Genomic DNA, 18,686 nt, shown 5'->3' on the forward strand with positions numbered 1-18,686 from the left:
AAAGTGTATCGACACCTTTCTTTAATAAATAAGCAATTGTATCATATCAAATCACATGTATAAAATACAATGATTTACCACATGTTCAGAAGGAGAATAATAATGAAAAAAATAGCAATCGTAAGTGCCAAGCGGACACCTATAGGAAAATTCAGAGGAAAATTAAGTAATTATACTGCAGTAGAATTAGGTACAAAATCGTTAGAAGCTGCAATGTCAGCAATTAATCTCAAACCTGAAATGATAGAGCAGGTCATTTATGGCAATGTACTTCAAGCTGGAAATGGTCAAAATCCTGCGCGACAAGTTAGTATCAACGCAGGTGTACCTAATACTACACCTGCGATGACTATTAATGAAGTCTGTGGTTCAGGATTGAAATCGATTATATTAGGCAAACAACAAATTCAATTAGGTGAAGCAAAAGTAGTAGCAGTAGGAGGCATTGAAAGTATGACCAATGCTCCTAAAATACTACTTAACGAAGATGTAGCGCCAGTAGAAAGTTTTATGCATGACGGTTTAACTGATGCATTTCTAAATGTACCAATGGGCGTTACTGCAGAGAAAATAGCAGAAAAATATAATGTCACACGAGCACAACAAGATGAATTTGCGAATGACTCGCAACATAAAGCGGCGCAAGCTTCCAGCTCAGGTAAATTTGATAATGAAATTGTTCCCTTAACAGATAGTGAAGGCCAATTAATGACAGCAGATGAAGGTATTCGTGGAAATAGCAGTGTTGAAAAATTAAGCACATTAAAAACAATATTTAAAGAAGATGGTACTGTCACAGGAGGGAATGCTTCAAGTATCAACGATGGCGCATCAACAATTATTTTGATGGATGTAGATTATGCAAAACAAGAAGGATTTGAAATTATTGCAACATTAGGTGAACATGCGGAAATTGGCTGTGATCCTGCCTATATGGGGTACGCACCGTACCATGCAGTGACGGAATTATTAGCAAAAGCTAAGAAAGACATAAATGATATTGAAGTTGTAGAAATGACAGAAGCGTTTGCTGCTCAAAGTATACCGGTTAAAAATAATTTGGGGATACATCCTGATAAGCTTAACTTATACGGTGGTGCTATTGCTATAGGTCATCCTATAGGTGCGAGTGGTACGCGGTTGGTGACAACTTTAGTGAATATCTTATCGCAAGAAAATAAACAAAATGGTATTGCAACTGCATGTATTGGTGGCGGTTTAGGTATCGCATTATATGTAGAAAAGGGGGATGCATGATGTTACCATTAGGCAAAGATTTTCGTCATTTATCACGTGAAGAAAAGTTAAACTGTTTAGTCGAATATGGTTGGTTGAATAAAGAAAATCAGGATATGTTATTAACACATCCTTTAATTCCAGAAGAAATAGCTAACAGTTTAATTGAAAATGTGATCGGTCAAGGTGCATTACCTGTCGGATTACTACCTGAAATTATTGTAGATGACAAATCATATGTTGTTCCAATGATGGTTGAAGAACCTTCTGTTGTTGCAGCTGCAAGCTATGGTGCAAAATTAGTTAATGAAGCAGGAGGTTTTCATGTCATCGCTAGTGAGCGGTTAATGATTGGACAAATTGTTTTTGATAACGTAAAGGATACCCAACGCTTATCTCAAAATATTAAAAATCTTGAACCAAAAATTAAGCAAATTGCAGATGAGTCTTATCCCAGTATTATTAAAAGAGGTGGCGGTTATCGTCGAGTTGAAATAGATACTTTTCCTGAAGCACAGTTAGTATCACTCAAAGTATTTGTAGATACGAAAGATGCAATGGGCGCTAACATGTTAAATACAATATTAGAGGGGATTTCTGCATATTTAAAAACAGAAATTGAAGATGTAGATATATTGATGAGTATTCTTTCTAACCATGCCACTGCTTCTGTGGTTAAAGTACAAGGCGAGATAGATGTCCAATCACTATCGAAAGATGGACGTGACGGGGCCAAAGTAGCACATAGAATGGAAAGGGCATCTGTGTTAGCGCAAGTAGATATTCATCGTGCAGCAACACATAACAAAGGTGTTATGAATGGTATTCACGCAGTTGTCTTAGCTACAGGTAATGATACACGCGGCGCCGAAGCCAGTGCTCATGCTTATGCGAGTAAAGATGGACAGTATCGAGGCATAGCTACTTGGCAATATGATGCATCACGTCAAAGATTAGTTGGTACGATTGAGGTTCCAATGACATTGGCAACAGTTGGTGGAGGGACACGTGTATTACCTATTGCACGTGCTGCCTTAGATTTAATGAAAGTTGACTCGGCACAAGAACTTGGTCATGTTGTAGCTGCAGTTGGTTTAGCTCAGAACTTCGCTGCATGTCGTGCACTTGTTTCAGAAGGTATTCAAAAAGGTCATATGAGTTTACAATATAAATCATTAGCAATTGTCGTAGGTGCTCAAGGTGACGAAATTACGAAAGTCGCTGAATTGTTAAAAGAAAAGCCGAGCGCAAATGCGGCTATGGCAGAACAAATTCTCAATCAAATGAGAGAAGCACATTAGTAATTAAATGATGTTTTTATAATAGGTGTAATCGTGTCTTTAAAACATTTTATATGAAAGGCGGAGTGATGATACATTGTTTTCATTACTCCGTCTTTTTGTACAATCAATCATTGTGAATTAAACTATAAATATTTTATTTTGGGATTTGAGTTCAATATAATATAAATGAAAAGATTAAAAGAAATGAGGGAATATGATGGGCAATAATATACCGGCATTATCATATGATCACACGAATCATTCTGTGGTGCCACTTTTAGCATCGGAACAAAGCCTACAAACAATTACTGCAGAACCGTGGTTGGAAATTTCAGATGAAGGATTACAATTAGAAGGGTTATGCTTTAATAGAAATGGAGATTTAACACTTTGTGAAGTATTTGGTGGAACTATCTTTCACGTGACTTTACCAGACAAAAAAGTCACTCAGCTTTTTAAATCACATAAAGAAAATCCTGCAGCTGTTAAAATCCATAAAGATGGAAGACTATTTGTTTGTTATTTGGGTGATTTCGAACGTTCGGGTGGCGTGTTTGCGGTTAATGCTGAAGGAAAAGCAGAAGAAACGATTGTGTCAGACATTGATACAGAATACTGTGTGGACGATTTAGTGTTTGATAGTAAAGGTGGATTTTATTTCACTGATTTTAGAGGATACTCTACAAATCCTAAAGGCGGTGTATATTATGTTGCGCCAGATTATAAATCCATAACGCCTGTGATTCAAAATTTAGCAGTTGCTAATGGCATAGCTTTAAGTACTGACGAAAAAACACTATGGGTAACTGAAACAAATGCGAATCGATTACATCGCATTGATTTACTAGAAGATGGCGTAACCATTGCACCATTTGGTGCTTCTATACCTTATCATTTTACTGGCCATGAAGGGCCAGATTCATGTTGTATAGACAGTGATGATAATTTATATGTTGCAATGTACGGACAAGGCAGAGTGTTAGTGTTTAATAAAAAAGGTTATCCTATTGGACAAATTTTAATACCAGGACGCGCTCAAGGGCATATGCTTCGTTCAACACATCCAGCATTTATTCCAGGAACGGATCAATTAGTGATTTGTGCCAATGATATTGAACAAGGTGGCGGTTCTTGGATTTATACAGCAAAGGGATTTGCAAAAGGTCATCATAGCTACCAGTTTCATTAAAGTAGGATAAAAAAAGCGTTTTAAGTCATTGAGTGGGACAGGAATCTCGATTTTTTAATAAGGTTTCGTCATCTCATCGTGACAAGAACAACAAGAACAACAAGCATTAAACAAAGCATAAAGTGATTAACTGAGCTAAAGTACATGTTTAACTCCTACTAACTTAATGACTGACAATATGAAAGTCTGGGACGAATCAACGTCGTCCCAGACTTTTTCAGTATACACTACCTTTGTTAGTAGTTTTTGTATATTAATTATGTAGAAATCATAGCATTAAATTGTTAATTGAAGTTTATAAACACGATCGTAAGGCGAGGTGTTTTGTTAATTTTAAGTATAACAATAAATTAATTGAGATAAAATTCATTAAAAATTTATAAATACACTATTGAAAGCGAATACATTTTTAAGTATGATATAAATTAACAAAGGTAGGTGTTTGCTATTTTAAAGTCAAAAGATAAGCATAACGATGAAAAACAGGATTTAAAGAAGCCATTAGGAGTTACGTCGGCAGTTGTTACATTGTCAATTATGATTATTACTATGTTAATAACTGTGGCGGTATTAGAAAAAGAACCTCATATACCATTAATGATAGGTACTGCGGTAGCGATTATTGTGACAATGCTACATGGTTATGAATTTAGTGAAGTAGAAGAAATGATGTACAAGGGTATACGGCATGCATTGCCAGCGATTGTTATTATTATACTTGTAGGTTTAGTTATTGGTTCATGGATTGGTAGTGGTGTTGTAGCAACGATGATATATTATGGACTACAATTAATAGATCCGCGGTATTTTTTAGCAGTTGTAGTTATATTATGTGGTGTCGTAGCGTTAGCGATTGGAAGTAGTTGGTCTACAATGGCGACTGTTGGTGTAGCTTCAATGGGGATTGGAGTTAGTATGGGGATTTCTCCTGGTATGGTTGCTGGTGCAGTCATTTGTGGTGCTTATTTTGGGGATAAGATGAGCCCATTATCGGATACAACAAATCTTGCTTCAGGCTTATCTGGCGTTGAATTATTTGAACATATTAAGCATATGTTCTATACAACTATTCCGGCAGTAATTATTGCATTAATTGCATTTTTCTTTATTGGTATGCAGTATGGCAATAAAAATTTTGATACGAAACGCATCGATGCAATTCTTAGCACTATGCAAGATAATTTTGTAATTTCACCATGGTTGTTGTTAGTACCTTTAGTAGTTATTGTATTGGTCACGTTCAAAGTCCCAGCGATACCAGCCATTTGCGTCGGTATTATATTTGGTTTTTTTGCTCAAATTTTTGTGCAAGGTGGAACAATAACAGAAGCGCTGACAGCTTTGCAAACAGGATATACGATTGAATCAGGTAATAAACTTGTAGATGAATTATTTAATCGAGGCGGATTAGAATCAATGTTTTATACGATTTCATTGACGTTAGTAGCGATGACTTTTGGTGGTGTGCTGGAATACTCAGGCATGTTATCTGCATTGATTTCAGTGATTTTAAAAGTAGCGAGAACAACTGGTTCATTGATTGCATCAGTCATTGTTTCTTGTATTGGTACTAATTTTACATGTTCAGAACAATACATATCTATCATTGTACCTTCTAGAATGTATGCGAGTGCTTTTAAAGACAAGGGTTTACATCCTAAAAACTTATCTAGGGCATTAGAAGATGGTGGAACGTTGACGTCAGTATTCGTTCCTTGGAACACGTGTGGCGTATTTATTGCATCAACGCTAGGCGTATCGGTAATGGAATATGCACCATTTGCTATTGTGAATTACACTGTTCCTATAATTTCAGTCATTTTTGGCTACATTGGGTTTAAAATAATTAAATTAAAAGATTCAGATAAGGCGCATACAGATAATACTAACTTAGCTTAATTTTTTTGAATTTTATAAAAATTAATCATTTAATCTAAACAGAGGAGAAAACAAGTGACACTTACTTGTTTTCTCCTTTTATAGTGAAATTTAGCAAAAAAATTTGAGCACTCGAGTCACTTTAGCTTGTCAACGTGATAATCATGCTAATGTTCCAAATGATGAATTGATTTAAAAGATTGAAAAAAAGTTATTTAACCGTATACTAGGATATACAAATTGAAGTTTAATATAGAGGAGCATATATATGGATATTAAACATATGAAGTATTTTGTGGAAGTCGTAAATCAACATGGTATGACAAATGCATCTAAATCATTATATATCGCCCAACCAACAATAAGTAAAGCGATTAAAGACATTGAAAAAGAATTGGATATGCCACTGTTTGATCGAAGCAAACGCCAACTTGTACTAACAGATGCTGGCTCAGTTTTTTATCATAAAAGTAAAGAAATCCTATCTTTATACAAAGATTTACCTAAAGAAATTAATAGTCTACTAGGTTTAGAAACAGGTCATATTAGTATTGGTTTGTCTGCAGTCATGAATATGAATAAATTTATACATATTTTAGGTGAATTCCATCAACAATATCCTAATGTAACTTATAATTTAGTGGAAAATGGTGGCAAAATGATTGAACATCAATTAATTAATGATGAAATTGACATCGGTATTACAACTTTACCAGTAGACCAGTCTATTTTCCATTCGTTGCCGTTATATCAAGAAGAGTTGAAATTAGTTTTGAATAAAGAACATCGTCTTGCGCAATATCAACAAGTGAAAATGAGCATGTTAAAAGACGAAGACTTTATCCTTTTTAATGAAGATTTTTACTTGAATGATAAAATTATTGAAGCAGCAAAGAATGCCGGTTATATACCTAATACAATATCTAAGATTTCACAATGGAACTTTATTGAAAATCTGTTAAATGCTCATCTAGGTGTCAGTATTTTACCGGAAAATATCGTAGGTTTATTAGACAGTGACTTTAAAAATATAACACTTGAAGATCCAGGCATGAGTTGGGAATTAGGTGTGATATGGAAACGAGATAAATATTTAAGTTATGCAACAAGACAATGGATAGATTTTATGAAGCAACGTTTATAAAAGAAGCAGATTGGCGCTACGTACTTATCTAAGGGTATGAGCAACATTTGAATAGAATGATTAGCTCAATAATGCGTTAATAATCGTGTAAATGTTAATCATGATGTTTAATAATCCGTATATTTGTGGGAGTAGTTTGGGAATCAAAAGAATGTTTTGTTTTCAAACCTATTCCCGCTATTTTTTAGCTGTAAAAAACGATACTTAAAAAGTCATTTGAAAAGATACATCGAAAAGTAGTCGATCAAATTAATAGGTTATAGCTATTTGGAATATGTAAAATCGCTTTCATAGAAAATAGTAATAGGTATTATGAAAAAACAATATTTTTATTATATTTAATGGCGCGTTATACTTAGTCATGTAATCAACAAAGTAGTTAAAAGTCAGCAGTTCAAAAGTATTAAAAAGGGTGATGAGTATTGCAGGTAGCGCTAAAGATTGTCAAAATTATGTTTCAAGCATTAATTATTATGGGTATTACTTTTATTGGTAATAAAATTCAAATGATTTTTGATATTCCGATTGCAGGCAGTATTGTTGGATTAATTTTATTTTTCTTATTACTGCAATTTAAAATTATTCCGACAAAATGGGTAGAAGAAGGCTCTAAATTTTTCTTAGCTACCATGGTATTTTTCTTTGTTCCATCTGTCGTAGGTATTATGGATGTCGCTAGTATGATTAATATTAATTTTGTTTTATTCTTTATCATGATTGTTCTAGGCACATGTTGTGTTGCTTTAATTTCAGGTTTTATTGCTGAAAAAATGGTTAAAGCTGAACAATACGGGAATGGTCAAGATTAGATGGTACTTCTAAAAGCATTGTTAATGATACTATTGACAGTTTGTATGTACGTTGGAGCAAAAAAATTACAATTTCAATACCGGAGCCCATTTTTAAACCCTGCCCTTATATCATCGATTGGAATTATCGTTGTATTATTATTATTTAACTTAGATTATCAACAGTACATGGTCGGTGGTAAGTGGATACACCAACTATTAAATTGTACAGTTGTAACATTAGCATATCCACTATATCAAAATCGTCATAAAATATTAGCTAATGGTAAAACTATATTTAGCAGTGTAATTACAGCAGTAATTTTGAACTTTGCATTTGTTTATGTCATATTAAAAATGTTTGGTTATTCAAAAGAAGTTATTGTTACGATGTTGCCAAGATCAATTACAGCTGCAGTAGGTATTCAGGTATCTCACCAAATGGGTGGTGTTGATGCCATAGCAGTGTTATTTATCGTTGCAACTGGTTTAATCGGGAGCATTTTAGGTGCATATTTGATTAAGTTCGGAAGATTTAAAACTTCTATTGCAAAAGGCCTAACTTTTGGTAATGCATCACATGCTTTTGGTACAGCTCAAGCACTTGATATTGATTTAGAAGCAGGCGCGTTTAGTTCAATTGGAATGATTTTGACTGCATTATTAAGTTCAATCGTCCTCCCGATACTCATAATCTTTTTATATTAAGCAATAGTGTTAAAGCACAGTATTAACTATTTTAAGGGATAATAAATAAATCGTTAAAATTTGGAAGGAGCAATTTTTACAATGGCAAAAATTAAAGCAAATGAAGCATTAGTAAAAGCATTACAAGCATGGGAAATAGATCATTTATATGGTATTCCAGGAGATTCTATAGATGCAGTAGTAGATAGTTTAAGAACTGAAAGAGATAATATTGAATTTGTTCATGTGCGTCATGAAGAAGTAGCAAGTTTAGCAGCTGCCAGTCATACAAAATTAACTGGTAAAATTGGTGTTGCATTAAGTATCGGTGGACCAGGTGTCGTTCACTTACTTAATGGTATGTATGATGCCAAAATGGACAATGTGCCTCAACTTATTTTAGCAGGACAAACAGATAGTACAGCACTAGGAACAAAAGCATTCCAAGAAACAGATATCAGTAAAATGGTAGACGATGTGGCAGTCTATAATCGTCAAATCTCTGAAAATGATAAAGATATATTTGGTATTGTTAATGAAGCTATTCGTACAGCTTATGAGAAAAAAGGTGTTGCAGTTTTAATTCTGCCAAATAACCTATTGACAAACAAAGTGAAAGATACAACAAATACACCAGTGGACACTGCGCCACCAGCACGTATTGCACCAAAACCACGTAGCATCAAAAAAGCTACTAAGTTGATCAACAAAAGTAAACGTCCAGTTATGATTATTGGTACTGGTGCTAAACATGCTAAAGATGAAGTGAAAGAATTTATTGAAGCGGTTAAAATTCCTTCAATCATTACTTTACCAGCAAAAGGTATCTTAGCTGATGCACACCCATATAATTTAGGTAACTTAGGTAAAATTGGTACTAAAGTATCTTATCAAACGATTCAAGATGCTGATTTACTAATAATGGTAGGTACAAACTATCCTTATGTTGACTATTTACCTAAGAAAAATATCAAAGCAATTCAAATCGATACAAATCCAGAAAATATTGGACATCGTTTTGACGTAAATGCTGGTATTATTGGTGATAGTAAATTAGCATTGCAACAATTAACAGATAGTGCTAAACATGTGAAAAATCGCGACTTCTTAAATAAAACATTAGAAAGAAAAGCGACTTGGGATTCTTGGATGGATAAAGATAAAGCAGATGAAAGTTCACCAATTCGTCCAGAACGTCTAATGGATGCAATCAACCAAGTAAAAACAGATGACGCGATTTTCTCAATCGATGTCGGTACATCTACTGTATGGTCAACACGTTATTTAGATTTAACAGTAAATAATAAATTTATCGTTTCTAGTTGGTTAGGTACGATGGGCTGTGCGCTACCAGGTGCATTGGCAGCAAAACGTGCTTATCCTAATCGTCAAGTAGTTGGTATAGCAGGCGACGGTGCATTTGAAATGGTAATGCAAGACTTTGCAACAGCAGTTCAATATGATTTACCAATGACTATATTTGTTTTAAACAACCAAGAATTATCATTTATTAAATATGAACAACAAGCTGCTGGAGAGTTAGAATATGCAATTAACTTCACTGACATAGACTTAGCACAATTTGCTGAAAGTTGTGGTGGTGTTGGTTATACACTTAAAGATCCAAATAGAATTGATGAAGTCGTAGAAGAAGCAATGGCTCAAGATAGACCAACTATTGTCAATGTTTATGTTGATCCAAATGCTGCACCACTACCTGGTAAAATTGTAAAAGATGAAGCTATTAACTATGGTAAATGGGCATACAGATCTATTACAGAAGATAAAAAATTAGATTTAGATGAAATTCCACCAATGTCAACAGCTGTCAAACGTTTCTTCTAAATCATTATAAATAAAAGATTCAGAGACTTTAATTTCTCAGACTAAGATTAAACGCCAATTCCTATTGAAATATGATAGGAATTGGCGTTTTTTGCTTTGTAAAGTTTTGCATCAAGTTGCGGCCGGATAGAAATCTAATAAATACAAAGTGATTTTATAGCGTGCTGACGCCTAGGGAAAAGATATGAGTGAGAGACTACAGGCTCGAATCATATTCTCAGGCAAGCATGCACGGACAAAACCACAATATTTTAAGAATAAAAGTAGTATATAACGTTCGTTACAAGTTAAGTTTATCATTTAGTAAAAATGAAAAAATTAATATTTTTATAGATTACATTACGTTTTAAATAATTTGAAACCAGCTCATATTAAATTTATTTGTGAGTATTGTTTTAAGTAAAAGTACTGTTTTGTACTTATAAATACAAAGTGATTTTGTAGCGTGCTGACGCCTAGGGAAAAGATATGAGTGAGAGACTACAGGCTCGAATCATATTCCCAGGCAAGCATGCACGGACAAAATCACAATATTTTAATTATCAAGAGATTAATAATACACTTTTTAAAACTTTTTCAAAAAGATGATTTGATGATTTAATTTAAGATATTTAAAAATAGATTGAAAATTCAGCATAATATCTATAAAGTGTATTATTATAATAGTTATTTATTAAATTGATTTATCAGGTCAGTTTTAAGTCATAGTATTTTTCAATTAAAAACAATTTAATGGGGGATATTTAAAATGTTCAAATCAATTTTCAAAAGGATAACATTTAAAACGCCGCATACATATGCATTGTTGTTATTTATCATTGTTGTAGCAAGTTTGCTCACATATTTAATACCAGCAGGGGAATATGCACGTGAAAAAAAAGACGGACAAACATTGGTTATATCAGGTTCATATCAAGAAGTATCACAACATGGCGTTTCGTTTTTTGATATATTTCGGGCGATTCCGGAAGGGTTATTGAGTGGAGGAGAAATTGTATTTTACATTTTCTTAGTAGGTGGCGCATTCGGTATTGTCCATAAAACAGGAGCCTTTGAAAATGGTGTGAATAAAGCTATGAGCACATTAGGTTCTTATAAAGTATTGATGATTCCATTGACTATGACGATATTTTCTATATTAGGATTTTCAATTGGATTAGCAGAAGAAACAATTATCTTTGTTCCTATTGGGATTATTATAGCAAGAACATTAGGATATGATGCGTTGACAGGAGCTGCAATGGTTATACTTGGAGCAGCAAGTGGTTTTATTGGTGGTATGTTAAATCCATTTACTGTTGGTGTCGCGCAATCTGTAGCAGAGTTGCCACTATTTTCAGGATGGGGACTGCGTTCGATTATTTATATTTTTATTTTATTGGCAGCTATTACAACAGTAATGATATATGCGCGTAAAGTGAAACAAGATATGTCGAAAAGTATTGTTTACGAACTGGAACAAGCTGAAGGACAATCTACAGCAACGATGGATACACCACGCTTTACAAAGCGACAAAAAGTAGGTTTATTGCTCATTGTTGCAGCGATTATATTAAATGTGTTTGGTATTTTTAATTATGGTTGGTCCTTTAACGAAATGAGTGCTAACTTCTTATTAGCAGGTTTACTTGCAGGTGTCATTGGTGGGTTGGGCATCAACGGGACTTTTGAAGCTATGATAGAAGGTATGAAAGATATTTTATTTGGCGCAATGATTGTTGGTTTTGCTAAAGGTATTATTGTTATTTTAGAAGACGGGCAGGTAATAGATACCATCGTCCATGGTATGACTACTTTGCTTACAGATGTCCCTTCGTCGGCAGTAATTATCGCGATGTTTATCTTGCAATTCTTTTTAAATTTCTTTATACCATCAGGTTCTGGACAAGCATTAACTACTATGCCACTCATGGTGCCAATTTCCGACTTGTTACATATCAATAGACAAATTACTGTACTTGCATTCCAATATGGTGATTCAATCAGTAACGTCTTATTTCCAACTTCTGCAATTTTAATGGGTGCTTTAGCTGTTGGAAAGATATCCTATACACAGTGGCTAAAATTTGCTTGGAAATTAATTTTAGTGTGGGTCATTATATGTTGTATTGGTATGTCAATTGCCTTGATGATAGGTTATTAATCAATATGGACTAAGTCATACAATTAAGTTGAAATTTATGTTGTTAGGCGTAGTATCTGATATTAAAGTATGAATTGAATATTGGATATACGCCTATTTTTATATTATTAATTATTAAAATGTTGAAATATTCAGAAATTACAAATAAGATATGAGATAAGACACAAGTAAAGAAGGTGAGGCAATGCAATATAGACCATTTATAGAAATACTGCCAAAAGTTACATTGAGACCGCCAGATCTTAAAATGGCCGAGGCATTATTTGAAACCATTCAAGAAAATTTCGCGCATTTATCTCGATTTTTAGATTTTATTACAGAGGATCTCACTGTAGATGCAGAAAAATCATATATAAAAATGATGATACAACATCAAGCTGAAAGTAAAGGTCAATTATTTCTAATCTATTACGAAGATAAACTGATTGGCACAATAGATTTACATAAAATAGATTTAAAAAACAGCAAAGCAGAAATAGGTTACTGGCTGGCGAAAGGCTATACAGGTAAACGAATTGCGACAGAAAGTGTTGCATTTATATGTGGCTATGCATTTAAAATTTTAGGACTAAATAAACTCACGATTATCGCTGATGTGCGAAATATTGCTAGCAATAAAGTTGCTGAAAATGCAGGTTTTCATTTTGTCGCTACTGACGTTCAAGACATGAATGATGGTGAAAATTTTCAAGATATGAATCGCTATGTTTTATTAAGAGATCATTATGATTTGGCAGAAAATAATTAAACGTAAGATTGATTGTCTATATCAAGCATGCTTAATTGTATCTGGTGTATCCAATACTCAAGCAATTGTTAAATTATTGAAATGACCCATATTTACTTTGGCAATACGCTGACAAAAAGATGATAAAAAAGGGGGTTACGGACTTGATGGCTAGAGGCATTAATCATATTGGTTTAACTGTACCTGATATTGAAATAGCAACAGCTTTCTTCAAGGAAGGTTTAGGTGGTCGTATTGCTTATGATAGCCAAACTAAAATGGATGAACCTAGAGGAGGTCAATTTGTTGAACATGTATTAGGATTGGAGAATGGCGCTGAAATTGTAAAAAAAAGAATGATGGTGTTTAATGATGGTCCTAATATAGAGATGTTTGAATTTGTACAAGCCAACCAAAAAAGCGCCGTAAATTTACAAGATATTGGTTATACACATATTTCGTTTTACGTGGATGACTTTGAAACATCGCTTAATAAAATTAAACAAGCTGGGGGACGACCTATCTCTGAACCTCATAGTAATACAAAATATGAAGATACAGATGGTAATCGTACTGTATATGTGAAAACACCATGGGGAAGTTTGATTGAATTACAAACAATACCAAATGGTTATTACTATCCTAAAGATAGCGAGGCAAGCGTATTTATTCCAGACGTGTAAGAAATATTGACACAGGAGGTCAAAAGTAATGTTAAGCAAAAAATTAGATGTCGCCAACTTACCCACACCTATTCATAAGTTAGAGCACTTAAGTCAACGTTTAGGCAAAGAAATTTATATTAAAAGAGATGATTATACTGGCACAGAAATATCAGGGAATAAAGTAAGAAAGTTAGAATATACGATACAATATGTAATTGATCATGGATACGATACGATTATTACAACCGGTGCAATCACATCTAATCATGCTAGAGCAACAGCAGCACTATGTGCAAAGTATCAAATTGAATGTCATCTCGTACTAAAAGGCACCATGAAAGCTTTTGAAGGTAATTTATTTTTAGACGCTATGTTTGGCGCACATATACATGTGATCGACGACAATCAGTCTAGAGAAATAGCGATGACTCAATTGAGACATACACTAGAAGGCAAAAATAAAACACCTTTTATGATACCAACGGGTGCATCAGATTGGATAGGCACGCATGGTTATATCAATGCCTTTGAAGAAATTTTAAGACAAGCAGCCGAATTAGGTTGTCATTTTGACTCTATTAATGTCGCCGTAGGTTCAGGTGGCACATATGCAGGTTTATGGTTTGGTAAGCACAGTAATAAACTTGATACTAAGATAATTGGCTATGCAGTCAATGAAAGTGCAGCGACCTTTAAAAATAAAGTGCAAACAATCATTAATCATTTAGATGAAAGCATAGACACATTCGATACAATCACCATTAACGACTGTTATATTGGATTAGGTTATGCGCAAGCAACAGATGAAGAATTAGCATTTTATATTGACATTGCACAACTAGAAGGTATTGTATTAGACCCAACTTATACAGGGAAAGCTTTTAGAGGTATGGTTAAAGAAATTCAAGCAGGAAAATATGATGATCAACAAGCAATTTTGTTTATTCATACGGGTGGTTTACAAGGTTATACAGAAGAAACAAGAACACGTATTCAACAATTGCTGCCACATTTCGATAACAATTTATAATAAATTGAGATTGAGGATTATGATAACTTTTTGTAGTCTAAAGCAAATAAATTGCTAAAAAGACTGTATATAGTGCATAATATTAAACACTTTATAATTAAGGAGGGTGTTCTAAATGACGCAAACATTAACTTCTATGGATGAATATCATTCATTTATTAACAAATATCCGCTCGTAGTCGTTCACGTAATGAGAGAAAATTGTAGTGTTTGTCACGCGGTATTGCCACAAATTGAAGACTTGATGCGCGAATTTCCAGACATACCGTTAGGCGTGATTAATCAAAGTAATGTAGAAGCAATTGCTGGTGAATTATCAATATTTACGGTACCAGTTGATTTAATCTTTCTCAACGGTAAAGAAATGCATCGCCAAGGCAGATTTATTGATATGCAACAGTTAGAACACCAATTATCCATGATGCATGAAAGTTTAAAATCATAAGTGAAAGTGAAATAGATAAAAATTGTATATTATAAGTGCTTAGACATCCTGTTGTTAGTGTATTAACATAAAAGTAATACTAATAATAGGATGTTTCAATTTAAAAGGATTATATTTAAAAATAAATTGTCTAAAATAAAAAAGAGGTAAATTAAAACACAAGTATCATATATAATAAAAATAATGTATGATAAGATTAATCTATTGAATTGAGGAGGAGTATTTATGCGCATAGAAAGAATATGTCCGAATGAAGCTGAAGCGCTGTATACTTGCATGAAAAAGATTGATCAAGAGACACAATACATGCTTTATTTACCTGATGAAAGAAGTTTTAATAAAGATAGCCTTGTTGATGATATTAAACATAATTTTTATATTGGTGTTAAAACAGATGAAAATGATATCTTAGGATATTTATCTGTACATATTAGTAGGTTAGCTAAAATTAAACATATCGGTTACATCGTGACAGGCGTGTTAAATGAACAACATCATCAAGGATTAGCTACAAAGATGTTTCAAGAAACAATAAAGTGGGCAGAGCGGAAAGGGTTAAGAAGACTTGAATTAACGGTCATTACAACCAATACTCCGGCAGTTAAATTTTATGAAAAATTAGGCTTTAAAATTGAAGGTATTAAACATGAATCTATTTATATGGATCATCATTTTTATGATGAACTATATATGTCAATGATGATAAATCAATCATTTTCAATAGATTCAGCTATACTCGAACGTTAACTTAATATAAGTTATCAATACATATTAATATTTTGAGTGACCTATCTAATAATTGAGCTTAACCTTCTAGTCATAAATCAATCGTTTATTGGAGGTAGTATAAGATGCTAAAAAAAATATTAACCTTTGCAAGTGTTAGCGTGATAGCTTCATACTTATTTGCCAAGCTTATAGAAAAACGTAGTTATCAAAGCTTTTTGTATGAAATAATGATTAGAGCGACAAAGATGAAACAGCCATTTGAAAAGAAAATAAACGCACAAAAGGCGCTTGCGTCTGTAAAAGCACAAACGCAAGGCGAGTATGCAGGCACGGATTATAACTTTGACAATGCCGTTTATACTAAAAAATTGCACGATATAACCAATTATGTTGTGAATGATAGAGAAGATCACCAACAAAAAGTAGTGATATACATTCATGGTGGTGCATGGTTCCAAGATCCGCTGCCATATCATTTCGAATATATAGATATGTTGGCAACAGCATTTGACGCAAAAGTAATCATGCCAATATATCCAAAAATTCCACACGCAACTTATAAGGAAACTTTCGAATTACTAGAAGAAATTTATAGATATGAATTAGATCAAAAGATGAGTTCTGAGCGTATTGTTATTATGGGCGATTCGGCTGGAGGTCAAATAGCATTATCTTTCGCACAATATTTGAGAACGTTGGACTTACCACAGCCAAGCGATATTGTGATGATTTCACCTGTGCTGGATGGTACATTTAGTCATCCAGAAATTCATAGATATGAAAAAATTGATCCTATGTTAGGTGTTGCAGGAAGCAAATATTTAATTAGCTTATGGGCTGACAAACTGTCATTAACGGATTGGAGAGTATCGCCAATATATGGAACATTCAATGGATTAGGAAGAATGACTATTTCAATAGGTACCAAAGAAACACTTTATCCAGATGCTGTTAAGCTATCGCGAATGTTAAATGCTCAAGGTATTCACCATAACTTTATCCCAGGATACCAACTATTTCATATTCATCCTATTTTCCCAATTCCTGAAAGAGCACAATTTATCAAAAAGTTAAAAAAGATTATAGACTAACATAATCACATATTAACACGGTAAACATTTTGGGGTGATATGATAAAACACCACGATGAGGTTTGAATTCATTGAATATATATTTAGAGGTTTTTCAACAATTTCATTCACATGTCTTTGATATATTATTTGTAGGAATAAGTACTGAAGTTTCCATTGGTAGTATATGTTGAGCCATGTTATAACCATTATACATAAGTTACCTTGATAATTTAGTATAGTTAGTGTTTATTAAATTATCAAAGTGACTTGTTTTTAAGTGTTTTAATGTAAAATTACATATGGATGCGTTGTATTTTGGCGAGATGCTTGAGGGAACAGGATAAGTTGAAGACGACAGGCTGAAGCTGTCCCCATAAAAGAGCGAGCCAACAATACGAAGTATTGAGTAACAAAAAAGCACGCAGATGAATTGATTTAAATCATTTGCGTGTTTTTTTCTAGGATTTATGTACCAAATTCTATTATGTTTTTATAAGATTATATCAAAAGCGTAATGATGGCCGATTTATAATCATGCTTATTTTGAGTTATTTAAATAAGTAGAGAAGAAATCTGTAAATAAATCAACAAATGTTAGATATACATCTTTTTCCACATGCTCATCTACTTGGTGTGCTTGGTTAACAGCACCGGGACCATACATAATAAATGAAAAGTTTTCATCTTTGTCTACCAGTAAATCAGACGCGTCGGTAACACCAGGTGAAGCTTCAGTTGGTAATGTAGTATTTAAATATTTTTCTCCCATTTCAACAGCAAGTTCAGTCAATTTATTTTCTCCTGTAGTATAAACAGGTGGTCTAGACATGTATGTGTCAATATCAATATCCGTTTGTTCAGTTTCGACTTGCTTTAAGATTTCATTGAAATATGAGATGAATTGTTCGTTATCATGCTCAGGGATTGTACGAATATTAAATTCAGATTCAGCATGTTCTGGAATTGAATTTACCTGGTTACCACCGTTGAAAATTGTGGCATTCATAATTGCATTGCCTAACAAATCATTGCTTTTAGTGAATTTTTCAAAACCCTCATCAGCTTTATAAACAAATTTTACTAATGGTGAAATTGCATTGAAACCTAGCTGTGGCATAGAACTATGTGAAGCTTTACCACGGGAAGTGACACGAATGTCCATAGAGCCTTTGTGTGCATAGATAATTCGATCTTGAGAAGGCTCAGCAATCACAAGTGCATCGACATCATTCATGTACCCTTTATCTTGAAAAGTTTTTGCACCTTCACCTACAATTTCTTCACCAGCAGTTGCCAATAAACGAATTTTCCCATGTTGTAATAAGTTTTGATCATGAATATCTATCATACTAATGACTAATGCTGCTAAACCTGATTTCATATCAGCTGAACCACGACCATACAGTTTGCCATCAACTTCAGTAAGTTTGAATGGATCATATGTCCATTTACTTTCATCACCAGCAGAAACAACATCCATATGACCAGAAATGCCCAATATTGGGCCATCTTTACCGATTTCAGCCACTAAGTTTGCACGACTGTCGTTAATTTTAATGATGTCGGAATTTATGTCATGTTCTGCTAATAACTTTTGCAGATATTCACAAACTTCGATTTCATTGTTATTAACGGATTTAATGCTAATCAAGTCTTCTAAGATTTGAATTTTCTCTTGATCAGTAAACTTACTCATAATAAAAACCCCATTTCAGATATAATAAGAAAACTAACACCATAATTATATCTGAAAATTCAGACTGTTTGAAATTAAACCCCTTCGTAAAAAGGCATAATAATGAGAATTTGAACAAATTGTCAAAA

At 33.4% G+C, this 18,686-nt stretch carries 16 protein-coding genes and 1 pseudogene; 15 read left to right on the plus strand and 2 right to left on the minus strand.

Going from position 1 to position 18,686, the window contains the following annotated elements; genetic code table 11:
• Positions 1-102 precede the first annotated feature (102 nt).
• The 15 genes from CD150_RS08830 to CD150_RS08900 all read left to right on the plus strand — a co-directional run bounded on the left by CD150_RS08830 (position 103) and on the right by CD150_RS08900 (position 16,880).
• The gene (locus CD150_RS08830; protein WP_073344265.1) at positions 103-1,257 is read left to right on the plus strand and encodes a thiolase family protein; all 1,155 of its coding nucleotides are present in this window, start codon (positions 103-105) and stop codon (positions 1,255-1,257) included.
• Positions 1,257-2,537 carry a hydroxymethylglutaryl-CoA reductase, degradative gene (locus CD150_RS08835; RefSeq protein ID WP_103161505.1) on the plus strand — a complete coding sequence of 427 codons (1,281 nt, stop codon included), beginning with the start codon at positions 1,257-1,259 and terminating at the stop codon, positions 2,535-2,537. The genes CD150_RS08830 and CD150_RS08835 overlap by 1 nt, the downstream gene beginning before the upstream one ends.
• A 196-nt stretch (positions 2,538-2,733) precedes the next feature.
• Entirely contained in the window at positions 2,734-3,708 is a 975-nt protein-coding gene (locus CD150_RS08840) for an SMP-30/gluconolactonase/LRE family protein (RefSeq protein ID WP_073344259.1), read from the plus strand.
• 438 nt (positions 3,709-4,146) lie between these two features.
• Positions 4,147-5,607 carry a Na+/H+ antiporter NhaC gene (gene nhaC / locus CD150_RS08845; RefSeq protein WP_081338766.1) on the plus strand — a complete coding sequence of 487 codons (1,461 nt, stop codon included), beginning with the start codon at positions 4,147-4,149 and terminating at the stop codon, positions 5,605-5,607.
• 247 nt (positions 5,608-5,854) lie between these two features.
• A complete protein-coding gene (cidR, locus tag CD150_RS08850) occupies positions 5,855-6,730 on the plus strand; it encodes a cidABC operon transcriptional activator CidR (RefSeq protein WP_046206747.1) in 876 nt (291 codons plus the stop codon).
• Positions 6,731-7,152: 422 nt separating this feature from the next.
• On the plus strand, positions 7,153-7,539 hold the full coding sequence (locus CD150_RS08855) for a CidA/LrgA family protein (RefSeq protein WP_046206748.1): 387 nt from the start codon (positions 7,153-7,155) through the stop codon (positions 7,537-7,539).
• Entirely contained in the window at positions 7,540-8,226 is a 687-nt protein-coding gene (locus CD150_RS08860; protein WP_103161506.1) for an LrgB family protein, read from the plus strand. It begins immediately after the preceding gene.
• Between the two features lie 81 nt (positions 8,227-8,307).
• Entirely contained in the window at positions 8,308-10,050 is a 1,743-nt protein-coding gene (locus CD150_RS08865; RefSeq protein ID WP_046206750.1) for a pyruvate oxidase, read from the plus strand.
• A gap of 748 nt (positions 10,051-10,798) precedes the next feature.
• Positions 10,799-12,193, plus strand: a complete 1,395-nt coding sequence (locus CD150_RS08870; protein ID WP_046206751.1) for a YfcC family protein — start codon at positions 10,799-10,801, stop codon at positions 12,191-12,193.
• A gap of 184 nt (positions 12,194-12,377) precedes the next feature.
• Positions 12,378-12,941, plus strand: a complete 564-nt coding sequence (locus CD150_RS08875; RefSeq protein WP_073344250.1) for a GNAT family N-acetyltransferase — start codon at positions 12,378-12,380, stop codon at positions 12,939-12,941.
• Between the two features lie 146 nt (positions 12,942-13,087).
• Complete coding sequence (locus CD150_RS08880) at positions 13,088-13,603, plus strand: VOC family protein (protein ID WP_046206753.1); 516 nt, start codon at positions 13,088-13,090, stop codon at positions 13,601-13,603.
• A gap of 28 nt (positions 13,604-13,631) precedes the next feature.
• Positions 13,632-14,615 (plus strand): D-cysteine desulfhydrase family protein, encoded by a 984-nt coding sequence (locus CD150_RS08885; RefSeq protein ID WP_073344243.1) that lies wholly within the window; start codon positions 13,632-13,634, stop codon positions 14,613-14,615.
• Between the two features lie 115 nt (positions 14,616-14,730).
• Positions 14,731-15,060 carry a thioredoxin family protein gene (locus tag CD150_RS08890; protein WP_073344240.1) on the plus strand — a complete coding sequence of 110 codons (330 nt, stop codon included), beginning with the start codon at positions 14,731-14,733 and terminating at the stop codon, positions 15,058-15,060.
• Positions 15,061-15,285: 225 nt separating this feature from the next.
• A complete protein-coding gene (locus CD150_RS08895; protein WP_046206756.1) occupies positions 15,286-15,807 on the plus strand; it encodes a GNAT family N-acetyltransferase in 522 nt (173 codons plus the stop codon).
• Positions 15,808-15,911: 104 nt separating this feature from the next.
• Complete coding sequence (locus CD150_RS08900) at positions 15,912-16,880, plus strand: alpha/beta hydrolase fold domain-containing protein (protein WP_073344237.1); 969 nt, start codon at positions 15,912-15,914, stop codon at positions 16,878-16,880.
• A gap of 10 nt (positions 16,881-16,890) precedes the next feature.
• Here CD150_RS08900 and CD150_RS13990 read toward each other — a convergent pair.
• Together CD150_RS13990 and CD150_RS08905 are read right to left on the minus strand one after the other, a co-directional pair.
• A pseudogene (locus CD150_RS13990) lies at positions 16,891-17,076 on the minus strand (IS5/IS1182 family transposase); the annotation flags it as partial.
• 324 nt (positions 17,077-17,400) lie between these two features.
• The gene (locus CD150_RS08905; protein WP_064209257.1) at positions 17,401-18,558 is read right to left on the minus strand and encodes an ArgE/DapE family deacylase; all 1,158 of its coding nucleotides are present in this window, start codon (positions 18,556-18,558) and stop codon (positions 17,401-17,403) included.
• Positions 18,559-18,686 lie beyond the last annotated feature (128 nt).

Source organism: Staphylococcus ureilyticus (genome assembly GCF_002902235.1).
GTDB lineage: Bacteria > Bacillota > Bacilli > Staphylococcales > Staphylococcaceae > Staphylococcus > Staphylococcus ureilyticus.

Excerpts from the sequence above, each read along its gene's own strand:
- CD150_RS08830 (WP_073344265.1), top strand. The coding sequence starts at position 103 with ATGAAAAAAATAGCAATCGTAAGTGCCAAGCGGACACCTATAGGAAAA.
- cidR (WP_046206747.1), top strand. The coding sequence starts at position 5,855 with ATGGATATTAAACATATGAAGTATTTTGTGGAAGTCGTAAATCAACAT.
- CD150_RS08880 (WP_046206753.1), top strand. The coding sequence starts at position 13,088 with ATGGCTAGAGGCATTAATCATATTGGTTTAACTGTACCTGATATTGAA.
- CD150_RS08890 (WP_073344240.1), top strand. The coding sequence starts at position 14,731 with ATGACGCAAACATTAACTTCTATGGATGAATATCATTCATTTATTAAC.
- CD150_RS08875 (WP_073344250.1), top strand. The coding sequence starts at position 12,378 with ATGCAATATAGACCATTTATAGAAATACTGCCAAAAGTTACATTGAGA.
- CD150_RS08870 (WP_046206751.1), top strand. The coding sequence starts at position 10,799 with ATGTTCAAATCAATTTTCAAAAGGATAACATTTAAAACGCCGCATACA.
- CD150_RS08840 (WP_073344259.1), top strand. The coding sequence starts at position 2,734 with ATGATGGGCAATAATATACCGGCATTATCATATGATCACACGAATCAT.
- CD150_RS08865 (WP_046206750.1), top strand. The coding sequence starts at position 8,308 with ATGGCAAAAATTAAAGCAAATGAAGCATTAGTAAAAGCATTACAAGCA.
- CD150_RS08895 (WP_046206756.1), top strand. The coding sequence starts at position 15,286 with ATGCGCATAGAAAGAATATGTCCGAATGAAGCTGAAGCGCTGTATACT.
- CD150_RS08835 (WP_103161505.1), top strand. The coding sequence starts at position 1,257 with ATGTTACCATTAGGCAAAGATTTTCGTCATTTATCACGTGAAGAAAAG.
- CD150_RS08905 (WP_064209257.1), bottom strand. The coding sequence starts at position 18,558 with ATGAGTAAGTTTACTGATCAAGAGAAAATTCAAATCTTAGAAGACTTG.
- CD150_RS08885 (WP_073344243.1), top strand. The coding sequence starts at position 13,632 with ATGTTAAGCAAAAAATTAGATGTCGCCAACTTACCCACACCTATTCAT.
- CD150_RS08860 (WP_103161506.1), top strand. The coding sequence starts at position 7,540 with ATGGTACTTCTAAAAGCATTGTTAATGATACTATTGACAGTTTGTATG.
- CD150_RS08900 (WP_073344237.1), top strand. The coding sequence starts at position 15,912 with ATGCTAAAAAAAATATTAACCTTTGCAAGTGTTAGCGTGATAGCTTCA.